This window comes from Chryseobacterium sp., from assembly GCF_019236175.1.
In the GTDB taxonomy this organism is placed as follows: domain Bacteria; phylum Bacteroidota; class Bacteroidia; order Flavobacteriales; family Weeksellaceae; genus Chryseobacterium.
Genome location: NZ_JAFAJM010000007.1, coordinates 23,618 through 44,168 on the forward strand (window position 1 = coordinate 23,618; position 20,551 = coordinate 44,168).

The window sequence follows — 20,551 nt, forward strand, 5'->3', positions numbered from 1 at the left end:
AAAATCCTTTTTTGAAATATTTGACAAAACATTATTTTAAAACATGAAAGAAGACATTTTAGACAATATAGAACTTCGCTCAGAAAGCGTTCAGGATATTCTGACCCAGCCTCCACATTGGATGATACGTTGGGGCAATACGGTTATATTTATTATTTTATTACTTATTCTGGTAATGAGTTACATTATCAAATATCCGGAATTTGTTCCGGCTCCTATTATAGTAACCTCTCAAAACCCACCTGAAAAAATTGAAGCAAGAACGAGCTCTAAAGTTGAAAAGATATTCATCAAAGACCATCAGCCCGTAAAAAAGAACCAGCTACTGATGGTGATGCAGTCTGCGGCCAGTTATAAAGATATTCTGGAGCTAAAGAATCTGGTAGATTCCATTACCCCTAATCAGCTTAGCTCTTTCCCGCTTGCAGCATCTTCAAGATTTAAACTTGGAGAACTTCAGGGAGATTACAACAGCTTTGCCAAAGCTTTGCAGGACGAGCAGCTTTTCACAAGACTTCAGCCTTATGCTCCCGAAAACCTTGCAGCTAATCAGAGTATTTCAGAATATCAGATAAGAATTGCTACCTTAAAACAACAAAAAAATCTTGAACAGGCAAAATATGAGCTCACTAAGAAAAACTTTCACCGATCTCAGGAGCTTTTCAGCCAGGGAGTAATTTCTTCCATGGAACTTGAAAATGAAAAAATAAAATTTCTTCAGGCCCAACAAAATCTTGAAAATATTAACATCAATATCTCTCAGATGGATGAAGGGATTTCTAATCTGAATAAAACGAAAAGCGGAGCTGCTATTAATACAGAAAAAGATAAAATCACTTATTCTTCCCAAACCTTACAGTTGTTTGAACAATTGCGGAAATCTTTAAAACAGTGGGAACAAAGCTATCTTATCTTTTCTTCTACGGATGGGGTTGCCAGCTTTCAGCAGTTTTTCGGAGAAAATCAGTTTGTAAAAGCAGGAGAGCCTATTCTATCTATACTACCTGCCAATAAAGAGAAATTAGTAGGCAGAATGTCTGTTCCGGCAGCTAATTCAGGGAAAATTATTCCCGGAGAAAAAGTATTGATTAAACTTGATAACTACCGTTTCCAGGAATATGGTATTGTACAGGGAAAGGTACAGAATATCTCTCTTATTCCCGATGAAAAAGGAAATTATTATGTAGATGTAATATTACCAAAAGGATTAAAAACAAGCTATAATAAAACCCTTACCTTCGACAAGGAGCTTAGAGGGAGTGCAGAAATTGTAACTGAAGATTTAAGGCTTATTGAAAGATTCTTCTATCAGCTGAGAAAACTGCTTGGATATCAAAGTTAGAATAAACCATTTATAAATGAAAAAGGAAAAGTACAATGTACTTTTCCTTTTTTTTGTAGCGAAGACGGGAATTGAACCCGTGACCTCAGGGTTATGAATCCTGCGCTCTAACCAACTGAGCTACCTCGCCTTTTCGAAGGTGCAAATATAGGACATTTCTTTACATTTACAAAATTCTTTATTATTTCATATCCGTATTTTTTCCGGAACTATTTTTCAAATTTCACTTATTTATATACAGTGTCATCTGCATGATGATCCGGATAAAACCTAATTGATGGGTATACTCTCACCTGAACGAATCATTTAATCATTATAGTGAAACTGAAATTCTAAAGACAGTATAAAAAAGAAAAAGGAAAAACAATAATTGTTTTTCCTTTTTTTGTAGCGAAGACGGGAATTGAACCCGTGACCTCAGGGTTATGAATCCTGCGCTCTAACCAACTGAGCTACCTCGCCTTTTTGGTGGTGCAAATATAGAAAATATTTCCTACCTACCAAAATTATTTTAGCTTAAAATATTCCAAAACATCACCTACGTGCTCTGGTTTATTGATTATCTTGTTGTTAGCATCCAAAATAAAATATGTCGGAGTTGCATGAACATTGTAGGTTTCCGAATAAGAGCTGTTCCATCCTCTCAATTCCGAATCATTGATCCATGGGAAAGCAGCAATTCTTTTAGTATAAGAATTCTTATCAACATCCAGAGATAATCCTATAATCTGAATATTTTTAGCTTTCAGCTCATTGTATTTTTCAAGAAGTTTCGGAAGTTCGCTTTCACAATGAGAGCATGTAGAAGACCAGAAAACAATTACTTTTTTATCTGCTTTAACATCATAAATTGATTTTGCACTAGTGTTTACCGGAGACTGGAATTTATAGTTAGGAAAAGCAGCTCCCATTTCCACATTGGCATTCGACTTTAATGTAGAGGCCAGTCTGTCCGTAATTGTGCATTTAAGGCCTTTGGCCAAGCCCAGATACTTCGTTTTATACTCATCCATTGAGTACGCATCAAAGATATCTATTAATTCAGATAAAACAGTCTGTCCTCTTGGTGTTTCAACCTTTAAACGGTCTAAAAGTTTATCGACAGAAGCCGTGACATTTGTATTCCCTCCCGAATTAAGATAAGCGACCAACAGAGGTCTTAATAATGATGAACTTTCCAGCATATCATTAGACTTATCAAGAAAGTTGATCACCTCTTCCTGATTCACTTTTTTAGAAGTATCCGCTGAATTGGATAAGAACTTAGCATAATTTGTATTATAATAAGAAATAAACGGATGGTTTACAGCATCAATAGATGAAGAAGTACCGGAAAGTCTTCCGATTTCAGCATTCAATGCCTTCCCAAACTCTGTATTATCCTTATAATACTCTTTAATCTGTGTTAGAGCAGGAAGAATAAGTTCTTTCTTTTGTGATCCTTCCTGTTGTCTGCTCATCAGCTCATTGGCTTCATCCAGATATACAACATCCTTTATTTTATTATTCTGAATATCAAGTTTTACATTGACATTCTTATTTTCGGAGATGAAATTAATTGTATTATTTGTATTAGGAAAATAGGCTTTCATCATTCCCATGTAATGACTGGGATATTTAAAAGTCCATACATTATTTTTACTTTGTTCTTTGGTAAAAATAATATCCTTTGACCCATTTAATGTATATAGAATAGCGTCCTGATCTTTAAAATCCGCCGGAGTCTGAATGGTAACAGTGAACTGAGCCTGCAGAGATAATGCGGCTAAAACCGCAGATACTATATAAATCTTTTTCATAAAGTAAAAATAAAAAAACTCTCTGATTAATCAGAGAGTTTAATATTATTTTAATAAAATTTTATGCTTTTACGTTCTTATACTTTTTTGTAAAGTAAACAATCAGAGCGACTGCTACGATACCCAGTACATATACATACATATCAATTGGCGAAGAAGGCGCACCTGTACCATTACCTCCATTACCACCTCCTCCGGGAATCGGCGGAGCAGCTTGCACTAATACTAATGCAAAAAGAAAAAATGCGGATACTAGTTTATTAATAGTTTTCATATTATTTATTTTAAGATTTTTGTGTTAACAGTTTCTCCCTTGTCTGAGACAATTTTTACTACATAAGAATTTTTAATAGAGTTATTAAGCTCGATTACAAAATCTCTAGAAGTATCAACAGCTTTCTTAGAAATAACTAGTTTACCGCTCATATCATAAACTTCAATATCTGCTTTCTTCCAATTTGGATCAAATCTTACAATATAATTTGTAATGGAAGGATCATAAACCACCAATGTTCTTGACGGTGATGTCTTCTTATCTTTAACAGCTAAAGTACCAGTAGTACTAGGCTCTCCGTAATATAGATTAGCTTCTATGTTTGTTACAGGAACAATATCTCCCTGTTTAGCCTGTACTACATTTCCATTTTCAGCTTTATAGTAAAAACCAATACCTGAAGAGAGTTGGTGAGCTCCTGCAGGAATCAATTCTGCATTCTCTCTAACTTCAAATTTGTAGTATTTAACTTTATCCTGATAATAGTTTACTAATTTAACATTCTTACCTTTGAAATCATTTTCATTAGCTTCGTTAATGTATAACCAGTAGTTGGTGTAGTTATTGTCATAACCTCCGTTTACATCTTCTTCAAAAGTACCGATGATGTTCTTACCTGCAGAAGCCTGTACAGTTGTTGCGATAGAAGTCTGGTGGCCTGTTACAGATGATCCGGAAACGACATAATACGTTCTTGAAATTTCATTCTGGTTAGCATCAAGACCAATAACTCCCAGCTGCTTAACAGTTCCGCTGGTATTTCTGTTGGCAGTTCTTGCTGCAGTTACATCATATGGTGTTCCGGCAGCTCTTGCAGTTCCTTTAAATCTTCTTAACGTGTTAAAGTTTAAAGTCTGAGGTGTATTGTCTCTCAACTTTATTTTGAATGACTGCATAGGCTTAATCACTACCAAATCCACATCTCCAACAGCAGGAGCAACACCATCGCCTGTTGGCAAGAAGGTAACTACTCTACTGTTTGTAGCATAAGTTGAACCATTTGAAAGTGTATTGACCGTACCCGGGTTGTATTCAATTCCCCAGATAGTTTTTACTGCATTACCGTCCCCGTTAGGACCTTCAGTATATCCGATATTGGATAAGTCAATATTCGTCAGGAATGGATTTCCGAACTGGTAGAAATTTTTACCGAATGTTCCGGCCCATGGAGTCGTAGTATACTCAAAGCTGTCATCCAGGTATGTATTGTATTTCTCACTGTAAGCGTTGTTATTATCCCCTCCCGTTCCGAAACTTACGTTTCCGGCATTCTGAAGGGTAACAGGAGCCGCAACCGGAGCATATGGTTTTCCGTTAATAGTGAATACGGTACCTGTTGCAGGGGCACTTGGATTCCAGTCCTGATTGGTCACTTTCAGCATATAATATCCTGAAGGATCACTGGTTGTCGTTGCCAGATTGGTAAAGTGGTTGGATACAGCATTCGTATTATCCCATTTAAGGATTGGATTGCTGTATCTTCCTGTATCGAAAGTCTTACCAATTTCTGTGGATAATGTACTTAATACTTTGCCAGAGAAAGGCAAAGCTACCTGCTGATAGTAACTAGGATTTGTAGAACCTCCATGACTGGTTGTTCTGTACTCTTTACTTACAACACCGGTAATATTGGATTGGGATAATCCGTCAATGTAAAGTTGTCCGTAAGTAGAAGTAGCATAGGTTGCCGGTGTATTCAGTCTTAAGATAATATTTCCACCATTGGTTTTATCTGCACCCGCAGCATCAATGGTCTTAAATCCATCCGCGGCTGTACCTACAACCATTACGTTTCCGTGTACATCCAAAAGACCTGTATCTCTGGTTTGTACACCTCCACCACTATAAACTAGGGTGCCTTCGCTCACATACATAGTAGCGTTAGTGTCTACGTGACATAAAACATTCTGCGCCTGAACAGAATAGCTAACGGCTAAAAGACCTATAGCAAATAAACTTTTTCTCATTGTATAAATTATTTGTGTGTTAATACAATCTTCACCCGCAAAGGTATTATTTTTTTCTTTAAAAAAAAAACATTTTATCTATTAATCAAAATATTACCTTCTGTAAGGGTGATATTTTTTTCTTCTCCGATTGAAAACATATAGTCTTCCAGAACCTTCTCCGTCGTCCCTCTGAGCCCTCTTGCTCCCAGTCCTTTTTCGATGGTTTCTTCAACAATTTTTTCAATAGCTCCATCCGTAAAAACCAAATCTGCGCCATCCATTTTGAAAAGTTCCACAAATTGATTCACGATAGAATTTTTAGGTTCCTTCATAATTCTTACCAATGTTTCTTTTGTGAGTTTATCAAGGTAAGTGATGATTGGAAACCTTCCCAAAAGTTCGGGAATTAATCCGAAAGAACGAAGATCAATTGCATTAATATTTGTTAATACGTACTCATCTTCATCTACTTTATTGATTTTTTCAGAGCTGAAGCCTATCGCCTGCTTGTTCATTCTTCTTTCGATAATCTCTTTGATCCCGTCAAAAGCACCTCCTGCGATAAAGAGGATATTCTGAGTGTTTACCTGAATATATTTCTGATCCGGGTGCTTTCTTCCTCCCTGAGGCGGAACATTTACAATACTTCCTTCCAGCAGCTTCAATAATCCCTGTTGTACTCCTTCTCCGGAAACATCTCTGGTAATACTCGGGTTATCTGATTTTCTGGCAATCTTATCAATCTCATCGATAAAAACAATTCCTTTTTCTGCTTTTTCAACATCATAATCAGCCACCATCAATAATCTTGAAAGAATACTTTCAACATCTTCCCCTACATAGCCTGCTTCTGTAAGAATGGTAGCATCCACGATACAGAAAGGAACATTAAGTTCTCTTGCAATTGTTTTGGCAAGAAGAGTTTTTCCTGTACCGGTTTCCCCGATCATGATAATATTTGACTTTTCAAGTTCCACTTCTCTGTTCTCATCCTGAGCGTGAAGCAATCTCTTATAGTGGTTGTATACAGCAATAGAAAGTTGTTTTTTCGCCTGATCCTGCCCGATTACATACTGATCAAGGAATTCTTTGATCTCTTTAGGCTTTTTAAGTTCTTCCATACTGGCAGCAGATGAAGCTCCTGTTTTGGAAACACTATCCTTTACAATAACATGTGCTTGCTCTATACAGTTTTCACAAATAAAACCGTTCTGCCCAGAAATCAGCATCTGTACCTCATTTCTTTTTCTTCCGCAGAAAGAACACTGGTTTGAATTCATAATTATATATAATGTATATGTTAAAGAAAATCGTAAAAAATTACTTTTTTACGATTTTCTGTTTTTTAAGAATTAATAATTGAGTTTTGAATCTCTGTATATTCTTCGTTCGTTAATTTTAATCTTTCATTTCTGAAGTTCATGTCTTCCATTCTGTTTAAAGGGATAAGATGGATGTGGGCATGAGGAACTTCCAATCCTACTACCGCTACTCCTACTCTGACACATGGAATTGCAGTTTTGATCTTCTTGGCTACCTGTTGGGCAAATCCCCAAAGGTTTTTATATTCTTCACTTTCAAGATCAAAAATCAAATCCACTTCTTTTTTAGGGACTACCAAGGTATGTCCTTTCACCAAAGGCATTGCGTCTAAGAATGCGATAAAATTCTCATCCTCAGCAATGATATAAGAGGGAATTTCGCCGTTGATGATTTTTGTGAATATAGTGCTCATTGTGTAGAAATTAAGGTTAGAAAAAGAAGTTAGAATGAAAGAGGTATCAGACTATAGGGTAATGTCCAATACTTCAAAAGACAGTTTATTTCCGTTTGGTAAAGTAATCTCTGCAGTCTCTCCTATCGCTTTTCCTAAAAGTCCTTTTGCAATCGGAGTGTTTACAGAAATTTTTCCTGTTTTAAGATCACTTTCGTTATCCGGCACCAATGTAAATACCTGCTCTTGTTTCGTCGCATTATTTTTAAGTTTCACTGTCGTTAAGATAGAAACTTTTGAAGTATCTAATTGGCTTTCGTCTATAATTTTAGAAGTAGAAATAACATCTTTCAGCTTGGAAATTCTCATTTCAAGCATTCCCTGAGCCTCTTTAGCCGCATCATATTCTGCATTTTCAGACAAATCTCCTTTGTCTCTTGCTTCCGCGATCTGCTGAGTAATTTTTGGTCTTTCCACAGTTTCCAACTGTTCCAGCTCAGCTTTCATTTTCCCTAGTCCCTCCTTGGTTACATAGCTTGCCATAATTTTCAAAATTTAGTTTTAGTATAAAAAAATAATCCGACATTTGCCGGACAATGTTTTCGTGTTATAATCGTTTAATTTTTACAAATATATAAAAATTTAAATTGAAATGAAAAAAACTTTTTCAATATCATTCATTTTCATATCATTGATTTTCAGCAGCTTATACATCAACTCTTGCGGAAGCAGAGAAGATACCGTGAACTGCTTTCCCAATAACCCAATCAACGTGAGTCTAAATCTGAACCTGCCGGCATACAATGCCATCAACTATGACAACGGCTGGATTTACGTTAATGAACAGCAGTCCGGAACAAGAGGATTAATCGTTGTCCGGGTGGGAGATTCTTTCAAAGTATATGACCGGAATGCGCCTCATATCTGTCCGGATAACAACACCACTCTTGAAGTGAAAGACAATATTGCCATTCTATGCCCTAAGGATAATACAAGATGGATCTTAAGAACAGGACAGCCGGAATCAGGTGCAAAGACCTCTCTTCCTCCTAAAACGTATCCTTACAACTATAATTCCGCCACAAAAATTTTAAATATTTACTATTAAAACAACCCATGAAGATCGTAATACAAAGGGTTTCTGAAGCCAGTGTAAAAGTAGACGGAAAAACCGTCGGAGAAATCGGAAAAGGCCTGATGCTATTGGTAGGCATTGATGAGAATGACGAAAAGACAGATGCAGACTGGCTTATACAAAAGACATTGAACCTCAGAATCTTTGGAGATGAAGATGACAAACTCAATCTTTCGGTAAAGGATATTTCGGGAGAAATCCTTTGCATCAGCCAGTTTACATTGATTGCAGATTATAAAAAAGGCAACCGGCCTTCTTTTATAAAAGCGGCTAAACCTGATAAAGCAGTTCCTCTTTTTGACTATTTCAAAGAAGAAATGGCAAAATCAGGATTAAAGACCGAAAGCGGAATCTTCGGTGCCGATATGAAAGTATCCTTAATCAATGACGGACCGGTTACAATTGTAATGGACTCCATTACAAAAAGCTAGGCTAAAGAACAGATGAAAAGCAAAAATATAATTATAGGCTATCTTGCCGTAACATTGATATTCCTGAGTGAAGTCATTCTAAACTTAAATAAATACAGTTATTCCGGCTATTATTCTGATAAAATCATCAACTGGTTTTGGCTGGCAATGACCATCTTTATTATCATCTGGTTCTGGAAAAAAAAAGCTGTCAGAGTTTACTTTTTTCTGCTCCTCGCTATCATCATTCTGAGCATCCTGCCAATGATGATTCCGTTTTTCGGTATGGTTCATTATTTTTCCACTATAGGCAGCTATCAGCGCATTCAGCTTAATGATCAGTACCGGATAGACAGAGGCCGTCCCGGACCTTTATATAACCCCAAAATAACAGTTTACAGAAATGAGGGAATTTTTGAAAAACAAATCAGCAGAACCTCCTATTCCGATATTGCTGAAGATGTTTTACAGCTGCCTTCCACAAGTCCTGTTACTGCTGATAAACAGCCCATTCAGAAGGCAAAACTTGTCAACGTAAGTAAAGATAGTATTGGCATTGAATATCAGATCCTGAATAAAAAGAAAATCTTTTATCACAAAATTAAAGAAAGCTGGTTTGAGGATTCTTAAGTCTTTATCCAAACTAACATAAGAAATACCTTTCAATATCAATGAAAGGTATTTTTTATTTTCAAGCGTAAATGTCTGAAATGTTTTCACCAAAATGGTTTAAGGTATTTACATCAATCATAGATTTTTATTTTTTCAGAATAAACTCACAAAAATGTGATTTGTTTTCATTTTATTGCTATTTTTGAAATATCACAAACTGATCCACAACCATTTAACAAAAATAATATGAAAACAAAAATCAATCTTCTAGTAGTTTTTATGTTTTGTTTTTTCCTTTCTTACGGCCAGTCCGGCCATCGGGAAAATACACTTATCTATGTCTGTTTTTCAAAAAATATCAACTCAGAAAAGGCAGCTTTCAGCAAAAATCCTGAGTTTGAAAGATTCAGCATAGAAAACGGGATTTCATTTACCTATGATCTGGGTTTTACGGATAAAAAAATCGCCGAACTGACGGAGAGCAGTAAAGCCAACGGTAATTCGGGAGAGTCTGTTCAGAAACTTAAAAGAATTTTTAAAGCTGATTTTCCTGTGCAGAGTCATGAGGCAACAACAAAGATTATCCAGGTCCTTGAAAGATTTCCTGAGGTAGAATATGTTTCCGTAATGAGTGCTGTTCCTGTAGAACCTCCATTCACTAGCCGGTTTGTTGCCACTCCGGATATGGAAAACCTGCAGACCTACCTCAACGATAATCCGGGGATCAATGCAAAATATGCATGGTCCAGAGGAATTACAGGCCAGAACATCCGCATCCGGGATGTGGAATATGGTTTTTATAAAACCCATGAAATGCTGGCGAATCAAAATTCAATACAATTAGAACCCGGTTATTCTCCCAATGCCGGTTTATCCGGTAACAACTACCGCGATCACGGAACTGCAGTAGTCAGCATACTGGGATCTGTAAAAGATAATATCGGGCTTACGGGTGCTGTTTATAATGCTTCGGAAATCAAAGGTTTTATGGAGTGGACCACCGTTGGTTATAACAGAGCCGCCGCAGTAAGCAGATCTATCAATGCATCTCAGGCGGGAGATATTATTTTGTATGAAATGCAGACGGGAGGAAAAGACGGGCAATACTGCCCTGCTGAATATGACAGTGTAATCTGGGATCTGACAAAAGCAGCAACGGATTCCGGAATTATCATTATTGCAGCAGCAGGTAACGGGAATCAGGATCTCGATGATCCTTTCTATGCGGCTTACAGAGGAAGGGGGAACAGTGGTGCCATTATTGTAGGTGCAGGTTCTCCCAATACCACCCATTCAAAACTAAGTTTCAGTACTTATGGAAACAGGGTCGATGTACAGGGATGGGGAAGCAGCGTTCTGGCAGCCGGATACGGATCTTATCAGAAATATGATAATGATGACAACAGAACGTATAATTATTTCAGCGGAACGAGCTCAGCGACTCCTACGGTAGCTTCTGCTGCGGTATTACTTCAGTCATATTACCGTCAGACAACAGGACAGTATTTAACGCCTGCTGCCATGAAAAACCTTCTGGTTTCTACGGGAATTCCTCAGGGCGGAACTGATACCAATAAGAAGATAGGCCCTCTTCCGAATGTAAAAAATGCCATATTACAGCTGGAAAGTAAATTTTCGGCTCAGACTCAGGCATTACCTGCTTTAGAAGCTAAAATCTATCCTAACCCGAGTACCGGTTATATAGCGATCAAAACTATTGAAAGCAAGAAATTAGAGATTGAAATCATCAATATGTACGGAAGATCTGTTATAAAAAACTCCGTTTCTCCGGATGAAAAAATTAATATCGAACAACTTCCTCCAGGTCAATACCTCATCAACATTAATGAAGGCCAGCGAAGACTGGTAGAAAAATTCACCAAACTCTAATACAACAAAAACTCCTTTCAGTAAACTGAAAGGAGTTTTATATAATAAACTTTTATAAAAACTAATTCGCAGGCACGCTGCTGAAATTAAGTGCTACTTTAATGTTCATGTCTGAGGTGGTTTGATTTTTCAGTTCATAAACAGTTCTTACAGTAAGTCCTGAGCTTTTTACGATATCATCTAAAAAACCTGTATCATTCAGATCTAGGTTTAAGCCGGACGAATTGGTAGAAATATTAGAACGGGAGGCAACAAGTCTTTCTTTTGTCCCGCTGGAAGAAACATAAATTTTAACGGATTTGAAAGCGTTTAAATTTCCTCCTGAAGGTGATACTACGGATATTTTGGCATCAGAAATTCTTACATCCTTAATCTTGGCATTATTATTTCCACCAAACCATGTCTGTACATTGGTAGCTGTAGATGTAGAAGAAACTTCTTTATCAGCAGGTACTCCTGTAGAAACTAAAACATTAGCCGTGTATGGAAAAGTATTCTGAACCAGTGACTGTACGGTTCCGCAGCTTACCAGTACAGCTGAAGCTGCCATTGCTGTTAGAACTATATTTTTCATAATATTAAATTTACTTTAGGTTTAGTTTGCAGAAATTATACCAAATTAAAAGCCCTACTCTACATTTACAGTGAAATGACCTTTTGTATTCCCTGAAGCCATATTACTTTTTCCGATAATGAGCCACACTTCACCCTTCCCCGGAATATCATAGGTAATATCTCTACTGAAAGGCCCGTCATAATCTCCATTCGGTAATTTAATCTGATTAAAACGGATATTAAAATCTTTCTCTTTTGTTGAAATTTTTGCTTTGAGATGAGGCTGATCATAATTCGTGAGTTTCAAAATCAGCTCCTGACCGTCGTTTTTAAATTCTTCTCCCAATGTGAAAGGAAGCTGGGATGCATCTGCAGTTCTTATGATTTGTCCATCTTTTACGCTTCTCATCACCCCTTTACGTAAAACTTCTTTTGTGGCGGGAGCATTATTAATAATAGAGTCTTTTTTTCTCAATGCTGCAGAATCAGCTTTCACCGCTGAATCCGGCATTTCTGTTACCACTGTGGAGTCTTTATCCGGTACGCTGGCGATTGCCGGCTCTTTTTTACACGAAAAGATAATCAATGGAATTAGCAATAAGCTTTTTTTCATAATAATTAATTTTAAGATTGCTTCAAGGAAACATTCTGTTAGAAGTCAGATCTTTTAAATGCTAAAATTGTTCCAAGTCTTGTTATTATTTATCTTTTTTGATTCTGCTCCCACAACCGTAATATTATTTAATAGTCTGATAATAAATAATTTTAGAGAGTATTGTTTTGTTTTTTTCTTCATTAATTTTATGTAATATTTCTTTTTTAAGCTTTTGATTATTTTTTTCTTCTGCATATCTGAGCAAAGCTTTCTCACTGAACCTGACGGCATTCAAATGATAATTGATAACGAAGTCTTTCCGTTTCATATTCTGAGATGTGATAGAACCACCCCAGTTGATATAACTGCAGGCAAGGACTGTTCCGTACAGAAACCAGGTCATTGAATTGAACAGGAATGCATTTCTTTTTTTCTTTTGAATTTTAATATACGTAAGTATTAATCCAATCATAGCTAACAGTAAAAAAGCAAAGACCCCAAGTCTTTTATAAGTAAAGGCGTAGTGAACAATATATTCATAATTTTTCAAAGCAGCTGATAATACAAGTACGGCATTCAGGAAAATCCAGATCTTAGCCAAAATTCTTATAAGACCAGCCTTAGGATCAAAATTAAAGCCACCTTTAAAATAGAACATAATCACCAGAATAGCCATCATAATAGACATAATAACCGCATTTACCCTTTCATGTGTTTCTTCTGAAAGCTGTATCGGTGTTTTTGATATTTCATAAAACTGTTCATAATTGTATGTGATGATAAAAAAGATCAGTAAAATATTCAGTGAGAAGAAAGAAATAACGCCGCTTATTCTTTCCGAGTCAAGATCAAGAAAAGAATAGGTAGGTTTCTGAATTTTAGAAGCTTCGCTGAAATCATTGTCTAAAAAATGATTGTTTTTATATATGATTTTTTCAACGGCATAATTCCAGTAATTAAAGGCTATAAAAAAGCCGAGTACGGAGAGATAGAACAACTGCCACAGATTGATATCCAGTTCATAATCTGTAAAAAGAGCAGCAAAATGATTGCTTACCACAGAGTAGATTCCGAAAAAAACAGATAACAATACCAAAGGAATCAAAATAAAAGCAAGGGTCTTCTGCCAGAATCCGGGAAATTTTCTTGTAGGAATCCATCGGTCAAAATCGAAAAATCGACAGAACGAGGTACAGCAGTTGACCACAAAAACAGGAATCAGAAAAAGGATTTTAAGTTTTCTGTTTCCGGAAATATAAGCCAAAAGGAGAAGAGAGCTTACTTCCGCCAGAAAAGAAGAAAAATCTCCGTACCAGGCAAAAGCCAGGCTCGAAACAACAGAGGTTGTCAAAAGGATGTACAGCGTTTTCGTTCTATTTTTTCCGGAAGTTTTAAACAGGGTCAGCACTGCATAAACAATTCCCAGAATTCCAAGATTCAGTCCGATATCCTGATTATAGAATACAATGGCAAACAGAGCCGTTGTAAGGAATATATAATGATGTGTTTTCATAGGTAGCGGTTTATTGTTTTTTTAAATATTCTGGAAGTGTTCCCGGCTGAAAAGAAATCAGGAATGTTATTTTTCCTAACCGGCTGAATTTTATTTTTCGCATACAGTATATTTTAATGAAGTGCAATAGTCTCTTTTTGCTGAATAAAATCATTCAGATGATCAAAGTTCTGCCATAGCAGCTCTTCAAAATCCCACCTGTGGAATTCCCGCATATGCTGTCCTTTTTTATAGGCCTTGATATACATTTTACCATACTCAGGGAGAATGAATGTTCCTAATATGACTGCAGCCAGAAGATGGGCATTGAGCTTACCGTTTCCCAGCAGAAGATACTGCATGGCTATTTCGTCTTCAAAGCTGGTTCCGCAGCCTGTGATCAGGTGGTGGACATCATGATTTTCCATTTTGGGAATCATTGAAAATCCGTGTTTTTTATAAAACTCCCCAAGTTTTCTTCCTAAGGAGTCTTCTTTGAATTCTAGCAGCTGCCTCTCATTAAACTGCCATTGTCTTTTTTTCTTTTTACAATATTTCCTGTAAAGCTTTTGGGTTTTATCATACACAAAAAGCAGAAACTGAACGCGTATTTTTTTCATCGCAGAATTATTTTTAGTTAAGATTAAGTCGTATTAAAGCATAACGGCGTTGGAATGCTGATCATCAAAATTCCTCTTGCTTTGAAGTACACATCTGAAGCTGAAGGATTAAAGACTTTCGTAATTATATCCGAAGAGAGCTATACTTCCCGGCAAAAAACGAAGTCCAAAGACTATTTTTCCAATGTTTTGATCTTTCATTATTTATTCAAGTTTGAATTCATTTAAAAAAGTAGCATTTCCAACATTCACAAATACAAAGAACTTTGAATTACAAAGTAAAATTTTAAAAAAATACAGAACTTATCGTCCCAATAATTTTTCGAGTGCATCCAGATGTTCGGTAAATGCCTGTCTTCCACTTTGCGTGACGCGATACGATGTTTTAGGTTTTTTTCCTACAAATTCTTTCTTTACTTCAATATACCCCGCTTTTTCCAATGCATTACTATGGCTCGCAAGATTACCGTCCGTGATTTCCAGCAAACTTTTCATTTCCGAGAAATCAACCCAGTCGTTTACCATAAGAACGGACATAATTCCCAGTCTTACACGGCTTTCAAATTCTTTATTGAGTTGATTTATTTTTATCATAATACGGTCATAAGCTGTCTGTTTCAGGCTACAGATTGCAGAATCTAAATGGTAAAGAATTGCAAATTTAGTTTATTTATATTTTTTGTGCATAATAAGGCCGTAAACAATATGCAAAACCCCGAATCCTACAGACCAGAAGAACAATCCCCACCCTAAAATAAATGCAGCAATTAATCCCAACGCCATTTCGCAGTATCCCAGATATTTTACATCCGGAAGCGTATATCGTTCTGCACCTACTAAAGCCAGCCCATAAAAAATCAATGTTACAGGAGCTATCCAGACGAAAAGTTCATGGATGATAAGTGCTCCGCAGAAAAGTCCACCGGCTGCCAATGGAACAGCAAAAGTTACCAAAAGACGTTTTGTTGTGGCATCCCATATTTTCAATCCTTTCTTTTTACTTTTATTGGCGGTAAAAATATAACCGCTGAAGACCGCTATAATCAGAACAATAATACCTGTCAAGATCAATTCCTGAACCAAAGAGGATGTATATGCAATTCTGTTTCCGCTTATATAGCTCACTTTTTCTCTTTCCATAGCATAGTATACATATCCGGCGCCCAGAAGAGCTGTGACTCCTGCTACTACTCCGGATAATCCGCTTAAAGAAATGAATCGGGAAGATCGCTCCATCATAGAACGTATATGAGATAAATCTTCGTGATAGTTTTTCGCATCCATAAAAAGAACTTTGAATTACAAAGTTAAAATAAATATTGAAATCTGCAATTAATATTCTAAAAATATTTCCGGAATCTCATCACCCCGGAACAGAATTAGTTTCATAAAAAGAGACCCCTGCTAAAAAGCAGAGGCCTCATCTTATTATTATTAAAATCTGTTTATGTGATATATTTATAATGGGTTCTGAACAATCAGAGGATTAGCATTAATCTCAGCTCTCGGAATCAGGAATTCCCATCGCGGATCTGTATTGGCAACTGTCATCACGTTATTGGTAACAACTGAAGAATGATTGGCTCCCGTTCTGTCTAATCCCTGATTAAGTCTCTTCAGGTCTAAGAATCTGAAACCTTCACCCCATAATTCTAGTCTTCTGCTGTTAAGAATTTCCGTAAGATAAGCAGCACCGGTATTTACACTTCCGGTATAAGAAGGGTTTCTGTTTTTCGTAAACAGGTTGAAAGCTACCTTTGAATCAGCTTCATTTCCGAGCCTTGCCAAGGCTTCTGCCTCAATAAGGTACATTTCCGCAGCTCTCATATAAGGAACATCTACCCTGCTGTCTGCCTGACTGGCAGCAAGGAATTTCTGACTTGTATAAGGAAACTTAGCATAAGTAGAAGGCAATCCCAATGCAGTATGAGCTCCGGTAGGATCAAAATTCTTAGTTCTTATATCCGTAGAAGGAAACAACAGGAATAACTTGTTATTAATCGCTTTAGGAGACTGACGGATATTGGTGGAATTAAAATTTCTGGACATATACGCCCCAAAATTCGAGAACGAATCTCCCTGGTCTGCAATAATAGTAGCCCCCCACATCCATTCATTATTTCCTGCCAGGTTATTAAATCCTGCAGTATATGCAGCATTATCCATCAGATTAAACCCTACGCGAGCAGACTTAGCAGCTGCTACAGCCTCCGTATAATTTCCTTGTGTCAAAGCTATTCTGGCTTTTAATCCCAAAATCACTTTATCATCAAAATGTGATTTTGTAGCTCTCTTACTTCCTGCAAGTCTCGACGCAGCTTCATTCAGGTCGCTGTTAATCTGGGTATATACTTCTTCGACTGTATTTCTGGCTAATGGTGCTTCATTAGCCGCTAATCTTAGAGGAACCCCGAGCTGGCTGTTCACCGTACCCGGCACATACCTTTTTCCATAGATCTGAACCAGCATATAATAACAGAATGCTCTGAATGCGTAAGCTTCTCCTATAGCCACCTTAATGGTACCGGCGTCTGAAGCATCTACCACCGGAACTTTAGGTCCATTGGCGATAACCAGATTGGCATTTCTGATAAGAGCATAATAGAACTGATACGGATAAAAATCATTCGATCCGTTTTCATTCACCTGATCCTGCCATCTGACTGTTGTAATGTACCATCCATTTCCGGTAGAAGGAAATACGAGGTCATCGGCAAGAGCATCCATCATAATCATAATTCCTCCTTCTCCGTTTTGCCCCTGGCTGTCATTTTGTCTGTAATACATATCTCTATGCATTCCGTTGATAATGGCAGCCAGATTAGATGCGCTTGAATAGGCTGCATCTTCAGAAACTGCTGTGGTAGGGTCTGTTTCCAGATAGTCACTTTGACATGATACCATTGTTGTGAAGACTGATGAAAGTACTACAGCCCATTTTATATATTGCTTTTTCATATTTTTCATACTTAATTTTTAAAATGATACGTTGAATCCTATAGTAACAATTCTTGCCGGAGTATATCTGTTGGTAGTTGTTCCGTTAAATGCCTGAGCGGGTTCTAAACCTTTTCTGGCTGTCTTACTCCATAAGTTTTCACCTGAAACCAGAATCTTTAGCCCTGATAATCCAAGCTGAGATAAAATTTCCGGACTGAAACTATAGCTTAAAGTAGCTTGTCTGAATGTAATGAAATCCGAGCTTACAAGCCATCTTGAAGAAGCTGCATTCGAACTTGTATAGGTTGACGAATTGAGTGCCGGTACATCCGTCACCTGCCCCGGAGTCGTCCATCTGTTCAGAATATCCGTGCTTAAAGCTCCTCCCTGAGAATAACTGGACATAAGCGCTGCATAGTTGGAGTCATAAGTTTTGCCTCCCAGCTGGTAAGTAAACATGGCAGAGAAAGACCATTGCTTATAGCTGATTGATGTTCCGAAGCTACCGAAAAGATCAGGAATCGCCGTACCCGAATAATCATACTTAGCTTTATTAAAATTGGTAGTTACTTTAGTATTATTTATCGTTCTGATATCTGAAGCTGTTGTATTAGCATAGGCATCAGCTACTAAAAACAGAGGGGCACCGTCTGCCGGATCCACTCCATACCATTGTCTTAACCAATAATCATAAACAGAATGTCCTACTGAAATCTTCTTCGTTCCGTTGATAAACTCAGAGATTCCGTCTGAAAGTGCTGTGATTTGATTTTTAAGGGTTGAAGCATTTACATTTAAACTCCATGTAAAACTTGGGGTTCTGATAACATCAGCATTTACAGTGAATTCAAATCCGCGATTGTACATGGTTCCGATATTTCTATTGATTGTATTATCAGGAACTCCTGAAGATACCGGAATAGGAACAGGGAAAATCAAATCTGAAGTAATTCTGTTGTAGTATTCTACAGACCCGCTAATTCTGTTATTAAAGAATCCGAAATCTATCCCGAGATCTGTCTGTTTATTTGTTTCCCAGGTAATAGAAGGATCAGCTAAAAAGCCAAAAAGTATTCCAGGCTCCTGAGCATTGTTATAGCCCAGGTTATAGGTACTTTTATACATATAGTAACTGTCTGTTCTGTCATTCCCTACCTGACCGTAAGAAGCTCTAAGTTTCAAATCACTGATAAGACTGGAGTTGGTTAAGAAATCTTCTCCTTTCACTCTCCAACCTGCACCCACAGACCAGAATGACGCCCATCTTACATCTTTACTGAATCTTGAAGAAGCATCCCAACGAATGGATCCTGAAAGTAAATATTTTGATTTATAATCATAATTCAATCTTGAGAATACACTTTCTTTTCTGTAATTATCTGTACGTGAAGTAAGTGAGGCAGGTGTTACAAAGTTGATCAGTTCATCATTATCATCTACAGTCTGTCCTTTTTTATAGCCATACAGATATTCATAAGTAAACTTATAGTTCTCATGTCCTAAAAGGTATTCGAAATTATGGTTACCGAATTTTCTTTTATAATTCAGGAGCTGGTTCCATGTAAAAGTCTGCTCAGTAAAACTGTATTTTTCAGCTGACCCTCCGGGTGCCGCGTCCCCGATAATTTTATTACCATAAGTGCTTCGTCTGTTATTTCTTATGTCATACCCGACATTAGTAGTCAATGTAAGATAAGGATCTACTTTAAATTCAGCATAAGCTCTTGAAATGATATAATAGTTCTTAGAAAGATCTTTATTCAGAAGGGTTTCCTGAATAACATTTCTTCCTGCAGCGGCATCAGCTCCTCTTGCACTTCCCGCATCGTACATTATATTTCCTGCGTTATCATACAGATTGGCAAATGTTTTAGGATCGTGTGCATAAGGGCTGTAAATAGGTCCCATTGTTCTTGTCCATCTGTATGGATTGATATAGGCAGAATTATTATCTACGCCTTCAACGGAGTTGTTTCCATTAGAAGCCACACCACTGATACTGGTTCCTAATTTCATCCAGCTTTTAACCTGGGAATCTAGTTTTAATCTTGCCGTAAATCTTTCAAAATCCGATTTGATAAGATATCCTGTCTCATTGGTATACCCTACTGAAGTAAAATAAGTAGTCGTATTGCTTCCGCCACTGTAATTCAACTCATAATTATGTCTGAATCCGGTTTTTATCAATGGTTTCTGCCAATCCAAATCGGTATATTTCATTTGGGCGTTGGGATTTAAGATCCCGTCGATAACCAATTGATTATCGGCAACATTAAAAATATTTGTTTTCAGAACTCCGGGAATCAGCTGTGCAGAAGCATAAGCATTGGCATCTGCAAGTGATGTACCAGGAACTGATGTCATTCTTCCGTTTCTCAACGCCTCCCAAATCAAAGGATAATACTGATAAGCGTTTACCCGGTCATATTCAGGAATTGCACGTCCTACGGCACCGGTACTCATATTGAAATTAAAAGAATCTTTTCCTTTTTTACCTGATTTTGTGGTAATTAAAATCACCCCATTGGCAGCGGCAGAACCATAAAGTGAAGTGGATGCAGCATCTTTCAGGATATTGAAAGAAGCGATATCACTAGGATTAATCGCTGCCAGAGATCCGGTATATACCGTTCCGTCTACTACGTATAAGGGTTGGGTAGTAATTCCGTAAGAACCTATTCCACGAATCTGAATACTTGGCGAACTCCCGGGCTGGCCGGTACCGGTACTTACCTTAACACCGGCACTTGCTCCGTCAATTGCCTGTCCGATACTTGATATGGGACGATCTGCAAATTGTTTTGCTTTAATTTCGGTATTGGAACCCACCAAAGTTTCCTTTTTCTGGCTTCCGTAGGCAACCACCACTACCTCATCGATCTTGGTCTCCGAGGACGTGGTATCGCGCTTTACTTTTTGAGCTTCCACCAGATGCCCCCCGATAAAGAACATCACAGCAGTACTCATTAATAACTTCATTCTCATATTTAACTAAATTTAACAGTGTGATCGCAAATATATGTATTAAATATTATTAAAAAACAATAAAAAACTTCATTTAATGAAAAAATACATAATGATATAATAATATTTAGTTAATAAGCGTTTTTATGTTAAAAATATTAACATAAATAAATAACTCACTTAAAAAAGAAAAATATTTATATTAAAAAACGTTAAAATAATAACAAATTATCAAAATAAAAATCAACAAAAAAAGCCAT

Annotated in this window: 19 protein-coding genes and 2 tRNA genes; 5 read left to right on the forward strand and 16 right to left on the reverse strand. The window is 37.0% G+C overall.

Annotated elements, in window-relative coordinates; genetic code table 11:
• The first annotated feature begins 43 nt into the window (after positions 1–43).
• On the forward strand, positions 44–1,342 hold the full coding sequence (locus JO178_RS06965) for an HlyD family efflux transporter periplasmic adaptor subunit (RefSeq protein WP_291933463.1): 1,299 nt from the start codon (positions 44–46) through the stop codon (positions 1,340–1,342).
• A 56-nt stretch (positions 1,343–1,398) separates the two neighbouring features.
• Here JO178_RS06965 and JO178_RS06970 read toward each other — a convergent pair.
• From JO178_RS06970 to greA, 8 genes are all read right to left on the reverse strand, one after another.
• Positions 1,399–1,472, reverse strand: a tRNA-Met gene (locus JO178_RS06970).
• A gap of 258 nt (positions 1,473–1,730) precedes the next feature.
• Positions 1,731–1,804 (reverse strand) — tRNA-Met (locus tag JO178_RS06975).
• A gap of 44 nt (positions 1,805–1,848) precedes the next feature.
• Positions 1,849–3,141: a TlpA disulfide reductase family protein gene (locus tag JO178_RS06980; RefSeq protein WP_291933464.1), complete on the reverse strand. Its 1,293-nt coding sequence runs from the start codon at positions 3,139–3,141 to the stop codon at positions 1,849–1,851.
• A gap of 61 nt (positions 3,142–3,202) precedes the next feature.
• Entirely contained in the window at positions 3,203–3,415 is a 213-nt protein-coding gene (locus JO178_RS06985) for a signal peptidase (protein ID WP_291933466.1), read from the reverse strand.
• A gap of 5 nt (positions 3,416–3,420) precedes the next feature.
• A complete protein-coding gene (locus JO178_RS06990; RefSeq protein ID WP_291933468.1) occupies positions 3,421–5,382 on the reverse strand; it encodes a T9SS type A sorting domain-containing protein in 1,962 nt (653 codons plus the stop codon).
• A gap of 74 nt (positions 5,383–5,456) precedes the next feature.
• A complete protein-coding gene (gene clpX, locus JO178_RS06995) occupies positions 5,457–6,644 on the reverse strand; it encodes an ATP-dependent Clp protease ATP-binding subunit ClpX (RefSeq protein WP_291933469.1) in 1,188 nt (395 codons plus the stop codon).
• Between the two features lie 65 nt (positions 6,645–6,709).
• Positions 6,710–7,099 (reverse strand): HIT family protein, encoded by a 390-nt coding sequence (locus JO178_RS07000; protein ID WP_291933471.1) that lies wholly within the window; start codon positions 7,097–7,099, stop codon positions 6,710–6,712.
• Positions 7,100–7,150: 51 nt separating this feature from the next.
• On the reverse strand, positions 7,151–7,621 hold the full coding sequence (gene greA, locus JO178_RS07005; RefSeq protein WP_291933473.1) for a transcription elongation factor GreA: 471 nt from the start codon (positions 7,619–7,621) through the stop codon (positions 7,151–7,153).
• A gap of 109 nt (positions 7,622–7,730) precedes the next feature.
• Here greA and JO178_RS07010 point away from each other — a divergent pair, with 109 nt between their 5' ends.
• The 4 genes from JO178_RS07010 (at position 7,731) to JO178_RS07025 (ending at position 11,125) form a co-directional block, all read left to right on the forward strand.
• Positions 7,731–8,186, forward strand: coding sequence for a hypothetical protein (locus JO178_RS07010; RefSeq protein ID WP_291933475.1), 456 nt, complete (start codon positions 7,731–7,733; stop codon positions 8,184–8,186).
• Positions 8,187–8,194: 8 nt separating this feature from the next.
• Positions 8,195–8,644 carry a D-aminoacyl-tRNA deacylase gene (gene dtd / locus JO178_RS07015; protein ID WP_291933477.1) on the forward strand — a complete coding sequence of 150 codons (450 nt, stop codon included), beginning with the start codon at positions 8,195–8,197 and terminating at the stop codon, positions 8,642–8,644.
• Between the two features lie 12 nt (positions 8,645–8,656).
• Positions 8,657–9,253: a hypothetical protein gene (locus tag JO178_RS07020; RefSeq protein ID WP_291933479.1), complete on the forward strand. Its 597-nt coding sequence runs from the start codon at positions 8,657–8,659 to the stop codon at positions 9,251–9,253.
• Between the two features lie 228 nt (positions 9,254–9,481).
• Positions 9,482–11,125: a S8/S53 family peptidase gene (locus JO178_RS07025; protein WP_291933481.1), complete on the forward strand. Its 1,644-nt coding sequence runs from the start codon at positions 9,482–9,484 to the stop codon at positions 11,123–11,125.
• 61 nt (positions 11,126–11,186) lie between these two features.
• Here the strand turns inward: JO178_RS07025 and JO178_RS07030 are convergent, their stop codons facing one another.
• The 8 genes from JO178_RS07030 to JO178_RS07065 all read right to left on the reverse strand — a co-directional run bounded on the left by JO178_RS07030 (position 11,187) and on the right by JO178_RS07065 (position 20,312).
• Positions 11,187–11,699, reverse strand: coding sequence for a hypothetical protein (locus JO178_RS07030; protein ID WP_291933483.1), 513 nt, complete (start codon positions 11,697–11,699; stop codon positions 11,187–11,189).
• 54 nt (positions 11,700–11,753) lie between these two features.
• On the reverse strand, positions 11,754–12,293 hold the full coding sequence (locus tag JO178_RS07035; RefSeq protein ID WP_291933485.1) for a hypothetical protein: 540 nt from the start codon (positions 12,291–12,293) through the stop codon (positions 11,754–11,756).
• 124 nt (positions 12,294–12,417) lie between these two features.
• On the reverse strand, positions 12,418–13,788 hold the full coding sequence (locus JO178_RS07040) for a DUF4173 domain-containing protein (RefSeq protein WP_291933487.1): 1,371 nt from the start codon (positions 13,786–13,788) through the stop codon (positions 12,418–12,420).
• 113 nt (positions 13,789–13,901) lie between these two features.
• A complete protein-coding gene (locus tag JO178_RS07045) occupies positions 13,902–14,387 on the reverse strand; it encodes a Coq4 family protein (RefSeq protein ID WP_291933489.1) in 486 nt (161 codons plus the stop codon).
• A gap of 303 nt (positions 14,388–14,690) precedes the next feature.
• On the reverse strand, positions 14,691–14,981 hold the full coding sequence (locus JO178_RS07050) for a transcriptional regulator (RefSeq protein ID WP_076596858.1): 291 nt from the start codon (positions 14,979–14,981) through the stop codon (positions 14,691–14,693).
• 72 nt (positions 14,982–15,053) lie between these two features.
• Positions 15,054–15,671 (reverse strand): hypothetical protein, encoded by a 618-nt coding sequence (locus tag JO178_RS07055; RefSeq protein WP_291933493.1) that lies wholly within the window; start codon positions 15,669–15,671, stop codon positions 15,054–15,056.
• A 174-nt stretch (positions 15,672–15,845) separates the two neighbouring features.
• Positions 15,846–17,345, reverse strand: coding sequence for a RagB/SusD family nutrient uptake outer membrane protein (locus JO178_RS07060; RefSeq protein WP_291933495.1), 1,500 nt, complete (start codon positions 17,343–17,345; stop codon positions 15,846–15,848).
• Between the two features lie 18 nt (positions 17,346–17,363).
• Positions 17,364–20,312 carry a SusC/RagA family TonB-linked outer membrane protein gene (locus tag JO178_RS07065; protein ID WP_291933497.1) on the reverse strand — a complete coding sequence of 983 codons (2,949 nt, stop codon included), beginning with the start codon at positions 20,310–20,312 and terminating at the stop codon, positions 17,364–17,366.
• Positions 20,313–20,551: the final 239 nt, after the last annotated feature.

Bases quoted from the DNA above. Each gene is read 5' to 3' on its own strand.
- JO178_RS07035 (WP_291933485.1), bottom strand. From the start codon at position 12,293: ATGAAAAAAAGCTTATTGCTAATTCCATTGATTATCTTTTCGTGTAAA.
- JO178_RS06985 (WP_291933466.1), bottom strand. From the start codon at position 3,415: ATGAAAACTATTAATAAACTAGTATCCGCATTTTTTCTTTTTGCATTA.
- dtd (WP_291933477.1), top strand. From the start codon at position 8,195: ATGAAGATCGTAATACAAAGGGTTTCTGAAGCCAGTGTAAAAGTAGAC.
- JO178_RS07060 (WP_291933495.1), bottom strand. From the start codon at position 17,345: ATGAAAAAGCAATATATAAAATGGGCTGTAGTACTTTCATCAGTCTTC.
- JO178_RS06965 (WP_291933463.1), top strand. From the start codon at position 44: ATGAAAGAAGACATTTTAGACAATATAGAACTTCGCTCAGAAAGCGTT.
- greA (WP_291933473.1), bottom strand. From the start codon at position 7,621: ATGGCAAGCTATGTAACCAAGGAGGGACTAGGGAAAATGAAAGCTGAG.
- JO178_RS07055 (WP_291933493.1), bottom strand. From the start codon at position 15,671: ATGGATGCGAAAAACTATCACGAAGATTTATCTCATATACGTTCTATG.
- JO178_RS07025 (WP_291933481.1), top strand. From the start codon at position 9,482: ATGAAAACAAAAATCAATCTTCTAGTAGTTTTTATGTTTTGTTTTTTC.
- JO178_RS07050 (WP_076596858.1), bottom strand. From the start codon at position 14,981: ATGATAAAAATAAATCAACTCAATAAAGAATTTGAAAGCCGTGTAAGA.
- JO178_RS07065 (WP_291933497.1), bottom strand. From the start codon at position 20,312: ATGAGAATGAAGTTATTAATGAGTACTGCTGTGATGTTCTTTATCGGG.
- JO178_RS07040 (WP_291933487.1), bottom strand. From the start codon at position 13,788: ATGAAAACACATCATTATATATTCCTTACAACGGCTCTGTTTGCCATT.
- JO178_RS07000 (WP_291933471.1), bottom strand. From the start codon at position 7,099: ATGAGCACTATATTCACAAAAATCATCAACGGCGAAATTCCCTCTTAT.
- JO178_RS07010 (WP_291933475.1), top strand. From the start codon at position 7,731: ATGAAAAAAACTTTTTCAATATCATTCATTTTCATATCATTGATTTTC.
- JO178_RS06980 (WP_291933464.1), bottom strand. From the start codon at position 3,141: ATGAAAAAGATTTATATAGTATCTGCGGTTTTAGCCGCATTATCTCTG.
- clpX (WP_291933469.1), bottom strand. From the start codon at position 6,644: ATGAATTCAAACCAGTGTTCTTTCTGCGGAAGAAAAAGAAATGAGGTA.
- JO178_RS06990 (WP_291933468.1), bottom strand. From the start codon at position 5,382: ATGAGAAAAAGTTTATTTGCTATAGGTCTTTTAGCCGTTAGCTATTCT.
- JO178_RS07030 (WP_291933483.1), bottom strand. From the start codon at position 11,699: ATGAAAAATATAGTTCTAACAGCAATGGCAGCTTCAGCTGTACTGGTA.
- JO178_RS07020 (WP_291933479.1), top strand. From the start codon at position 8,657: ATGAAAAGCAAAAATATAATTATAGGCTATCTTGCCGTAACATTGATA.
- JO178_RS07045 (WP_291933489.1), bottom strand. From the start codon at position 14,387: ATGAAAAAAATACGCGTTCAGTTTCTGCTTTTTGTGTATGATAAAACC.